Annotated in this window: 7 protein-coding genes and 1 pseudogene; 5 read left to right on the top strand and 3 right to left on the bottom strand. The window is 39.4% G+C overall.

Annotated elements, in window-relative coordinates:
• Positions 1–494 precede the first annotated feature (494 nt).
• Positions 495–959 (top strand): annotated as a pseudogene (locus ACFIO3_RS09610) (antA/AntB antirepressor family protein); the annotation flags it as partial.
• A 15-nt stretch (positions 960–974) separates the two neighbouring features.
• On the opposite strand, the gene ACFIO3_RS09605 reads toward ACFIO3_RS09610, so the two are convergent.
• Positions 975–1,199, bottom strand: a complete 225-nt coding sequence (locus tag ACFIO3_RS09605; RefSeq protein ID WP_375608671.1) for an Arc family DNA-binding protein — start codon at positions 1,197–1,199, stop codon at positions 975–977.
• A gap of 75 nt (positions 1,200–1,274) precedes the next feature.
• Between ACFIO3_RS09605 and ACFIO3_RS09600 the strand changes: the two genes are divergently transcribed.
• From ACFIO3_RS09600 to ACFIO3_RS09590, 3 genes are read left to right on the top strand one after another with little or no spacing between them, the layout of a single operon-like run.
• On the top strand, positions 1,275–1,451 hold the full coding sequence (locus tag ACFIO3_RS09600) for an Arc family DNA-binding protein (protein ID WP_375608672.1): 177 nt from the start codon (positions 1,275–1,277) through the stop codon (positions 1,449–1,451).
• Between the two features lie 20 nt (positions 1,452–1,471).
• The gene (locus ACFIO3_RS09595; RefSeq protein ID WP_375608673.1) at positions 1,472–2,233 is read left to right on the top strand and encodes a phage antirepressor KilAC domain-containing protein; all 762 of its coding nucleotides are present in this window, start codon (positions 1,472–1,474) and stop codon (positions 2,231–2,233) included.
• Complete coding sequence (locus tag ACFIO3_RS09590; RefSeq protein WP_375608674.1) at positions 2,230–2,508, top strand: hypothetical protein; 279 nt, start codon at positions 2,230–2,232, stop codon at positions 2,506–2,508. The genes ACFIO3_RS09595 and ACFIO3_RS09590 overlap by 4 nt, the downstream gene beginning before the upstream one ends.
• 44 nt (positions 2,509–2,552) lie before the next feature.
• Here the strand turns inward: ACFIO3_RS09590 and ACFIO3_RS09585 are convergent, their stop codons facing one another.
• Positions 2,553–2,834: a type II toxin-antitoxin system YafQ family toxin gene (locus ACFIO3_RS09585; RefSeq protein WP_375608675.1), complete on the bottom strand. Its 282-nt coding sequence runs from the start codon at positions 2,832–2,834 to the stop codon at positions 2,553–2,555.
• Positions 2,821–3,084 carry a type II toxin-antitoxin system RelB/DinJ family antitoxin gene (locus tag ACFIO3_RS09580; RefSeq protein WP_100129267.1) on the bottom strand — a complete coding sequence of 88 codons (264 nt, stop codon included), beginning with the start codon at positions 3,082–3,084 and terminating at the stop codon, positions 2,821–2,823. Before ACFIO3_RS09580 ends, ACFIO3_RS09585 begins: the two co-directional genes overlap by 14 nt.
• Positions 3,085–3,492: 408 nt before the next feature.
• Here ACFIO3_RS09580 and ACFIO3_RS09575 point away from each other — a divergent pair.
• Positions 3,493–4,007 (top strand): hypothetical protein (locus ACFIO3_RS09575; RefSeq protein ID WP_375704369.1); only part of this gene is annotated, 515 nt, incomplete at its 3' end.

Raw genomic sequence — 4,007 nt, 5'->3', positions numbered from 1 at the left:
TGTTTTTTCCATAAAAAAATCAATAAAATCAATGAAAAAGGTACTTCCCAGCGGGTTGGCTTCGTTGCGGGGCAGGCGAGCGCGAACTATCGCTAGCGACAGAATTTTCAAATCAACTGTACATTGTACGCACAACACATTGATAAATAACGAATTTAATGTGCACTAATATACACCTTGTACAATAGTGGATTATTTTTTAGAAAAAAGTTTTTACCACTTGACAATATAGCAACAATATGAATACCTGAATCAGGTGCCTGAAAACACCTTAGAAACTACAAGCGGATTGATTGCCGAAATAATCAATCTTCTGGGTATTTAAAGACTTTGACTCATTATGTGCTACATGCATATAATGACCTTGTCGGGTGTGGTTACACTATACAATACCCTCACGGGAAAAGTGTAACGACGGACTTGTAGCCGTGTTTTCAGCGCCCGGCACTCTTTACTGAGTGTCAATTGAAAACCTCTAACTACAAGGAGTTCTCATGAACACTCTTATTCCAATATTGGAACAAACGATTGATCAAGAAACTGTTCAAACGGTAAACGCACGTGACTTGCATGCGTTTTTAGAAGTAAAAACCAGCTTTAAAGACTGGATTATCAGACGTATTCAAGACTGTAAATTTAAAGAAGGGTATGACTTTTGCTCTTTTTTGAGCGAAAGTTCAGGTGGGCGTCCTTCTAAAGAATACCATATCACCTTAGATATGGCTAAACACCTTTCCATGATCGAACGTAATGATAAAGGACATGAAGCACGTCAATACTTTATCAAATGTGAACGGCTTTTGAAACAAGTAGCAACACCACAAGTTGACTACTCCAAACCGGAAGCATTGCTTGGTGTTTTGAATCACTTACAAAGCCAAATTGAGCAGAAAGACCATGTTATTGCAGAATTAGCACCAAAAGCAGAAGCACTTGAAGGCTTAAAGCGTTCTGAGGGGGCTATGTGTGGCATCTTATTGTTTTTTATTCACGAGTGGTTGTTCAAGGAGCTTTTTGAGATCTTCTGAATTCATTGCCAGTAGGTGATTTAATGTAACGGTAGTGCGGACAGAACCTTCTAAACGAGCAAGAATTTCACCCGTAAGGCTACGATGATTTGCTTCAGCAAGCTCTTCCAATTGATTTTTCAGTTCAATTGGAATGAGAAATTTAAATTGCACACGATCTTTTTTTGTCATGCACCTAAAATATACCTAAAATACACTTGACACAAGGTACCTTTATGGTACTAAATATGTGCATATGGAGGTAAAATGAAAACGATCCAATATAAAATAAATATGCCACATACATTAAAGGAGTGGTTGTTTAATCGGGCGACTGAGAATGATCGCTCTCTTTCATCTGAAATAATTAACATTCTCAAAAAAGAAAAAGCGCTAGAGCATAAGTCCGCAAAAACTCTCTCTAACGCTTTAACATCTAACTAACCTGAAAGAGGTCAATTACAGTGAATAATAGCACATACTTACCTATCAATAAAGACAAATTAATCAAATTACGAGAAGTCGAAAACGAGCCTCGTATTCGCGATGTGGACTTAGCAGAAAAATTAGGGTTTGTTCGTACACGTGACGTTAGAAAATTAATTACAAGAAATATGCAAGAAATAGAACGGTTTGGGAGGTGCGCCACTGTGGCGCACGTAATAAAGGGCAATAACGTAACAGAATATTGGCTTAACGAAGAGCAGGCGTTATTGATTGCGACATTATCGAATACAGAAAAATCTTCTCAAGTCCGTTATATGCTTATTAAGTTATTTGTTGCATGGCGTAGGGGCGAGATAAAGCAATCCTATGTTCAATCGATCGACTACTCCAGTCCAGCAGTAATGCTTGGTGTCTTAACGCATTTAAAAGATGAAAACGAGCGGAAAGACAATATCATTGCTAAATTAGAACCAAAAGCAGAGGCTTTGGAAGGTTTAAAACGCTCTGATGGGTTGTTTGGTCTTATCGAAGCAGCAAAGATGTTGGAGGTACGACCAAAGGATTTAACGGATTACTTGCGTAAACATGATTGGGTCTATCGACGGGCTCCAGGGGCGCCTCTGTTACCTTATCAGGACAAAATAAAGAAAGGATTCATGGATTGTCCCGCTATTACAATTCAAAGACCGGATGGTACAGAAAAGGTCCTGCCTTCAACAAAAATTACATCTAGAGGATTAGCTTGTTTAAGAGAACAAATCCATGGAGGTGTGCAATGAATAGCAGTGTCGACTTCTTATGCGATTTGTGGATGGCATTGTCTCAGTTTTCCAATCATCGAAGCATTGGAGATGAAAATTGTAATGCCATAGTTGAAGTTATGGAATTAATAGAAAAGGTTTTGATTTTAAAACTTCAAGATGAGATGCCAAGTATGTTTAAAATCTTAACAGTTCTAACAGATTTTGGCGATTCAGAACTGCCGCATAGCATGGATTCTTTGTTACGCGCTTATGAACCAAATTTCGAGAACCCCATTAAAAAGGTTGCTTAAGTAAAACACATCTCCTCTCCCCGTTCTTAAAATGGGGAGGTGATCTAAAGATCAAGTTGTGAATGAGAGCCTAGACGCACTAAAATCAATCGGTCTTGACCAATCAAGCGATAAATCAACACTAAGTCAGGTCGAATATGGCAATCTCGATAATTGCTCCAATTCCCAGTCAATGCATGATCATGATATCGAGGTTCTAAAGGTTGATCATTTGCTAATGCTGCAATGATTTGGTGCAAATCAGTATCTAAAAGATGCCGATACCGTCCTTTCATTTCACGCTTGAAATCACGTTTGAAAATGGTGGTACGTTCAATCGTCCGCATAGAGATCATCAAATAATTCGTCTACGGAATGAAACTTTTTTAAGTTGCCTTCATCAAGCTCAGCAAAAGCCGCTATGGTTTCTGCATTGGGTTGAAACAAAAAAGAAGGAATAGCTTTATCTTGCGCAATACGTGTCATCAACACTCTCACGACATCACTTACTGACAAACCAGAGGCTTGAATAACTTGATTAGCGACATTTTGAATTTCTTCCGGTACACGCGCTTGAACCATGCGACTGGTAGCCATAATGACTTCTCCTCTCTCAACTGTATTTCAATGTAATACAATTGAAGTTTAATTTCAACTGTAAAGCATTATTTTTAGAGTGGGGAGGTGGTTATCTTAACAACCACTTGCTTTTTTAAGACTTCACCCACGTTTACGGCGCTCTTCTGTTACAGACTTAAAAAAAGAGGCTGGTAAAACGCCTTTAGCTGGCTTTAAACGTGCAAGCTCCTCACCTGTCAATGGTGGAGAATCCACTGCTTCCCAATCTTCTTTTGTGCAGACGCACCTTATCTCAAAGTTTTTTTTGAAAACCAATAATCCTTATGTGACTTGAAGTGTATCCGTTCGCATACCGGAATATAGACCCAATTATACCGGATCGTCAATTATTCATAATTGGGGGAAAAATCAGGGCAAGGAGCCACTATGAATAAGAAAACGCGTAAAGGTTTATCGCTTCGTGCATTTGCCAAAAAGATGCGTGTTTCTCCTAATGCAGTGGTTTCTCGATTTAAGACAGGGAAGTTTGATAAGGCTCTTTTTGAAGATGGTTCTGTTAATGAAGCGCTTGCAACAGCTATCTGGAATGAGAATCCAACAAAACGCCCTGCTCCATTTTTAGCTCCGGATGGTCAACCGCGAACAAAGATCAAACAAACCTCTACAGAGGGCGCTAATGAATACAAGATTAAACTGGAGCGAATGCAAGTTGCCCTTGAAAGCGAGAAGATTGCTCTTGAACGCTTACGCGAAACAACCGTTGATCGTGAAGAAGTCAAGAGAGCAGCGCGTGAGTTTGGAAGAGCACACCGTGACACTATGTTGAATTTTCCTCATCGATTTGGTGCAAGCATTGCTGTACAGGTTGGATGTGATGCTGCAAGCCTAATCGGTGCCATTGATTATTACATGCGAAAGGCTTTGCTTGAAGCTGTTCATAT

The sequence above is a fragment of the Bartonella sp. AD328YNZD genome (assembly GCF_042196425.1).
This window is presented reverse-complemented; position numbering and strand designations above follow the sequence as displayed.

Coding starts and splice junctions, on each gene's coding strand:
- ACFIO3_RS09580 (WP_100129267.1), bottom strand. CDS start 3,084: ATGGCTACCAGTCGCATGGTTCAAGCGCGTGTACCGGAAGAAATTCAA.
- ACFIO3_RS09585 (WP_375608675.1), bottom strand. CDS start 2,834: ATGCGGACGATTGAACGTACCACCATTTTCAAACGTGATTTCAAGCGT.
- ACFIO3_RS09600 (WP_375608672.1), top strand. CDS start 1,275: ATGAAAACGATCCAATATAAAATAAATATGCCACATACATTAAAGGAG.
- ACFIO3_RS09605 (WP_375608671.1), bottom strand. CDS start 1,199: ATGACAAAAAAAGATCGTGTGCAATTTAAATTTCTCATTCCAATTGAA.
- ACFIO3_RS09590 (WP_375608674.1), top strand. CDS start 2,230: ATGAATAGCAGTGTCGACTTCTTATGCGATTTGTGGATGGCATTGTCT.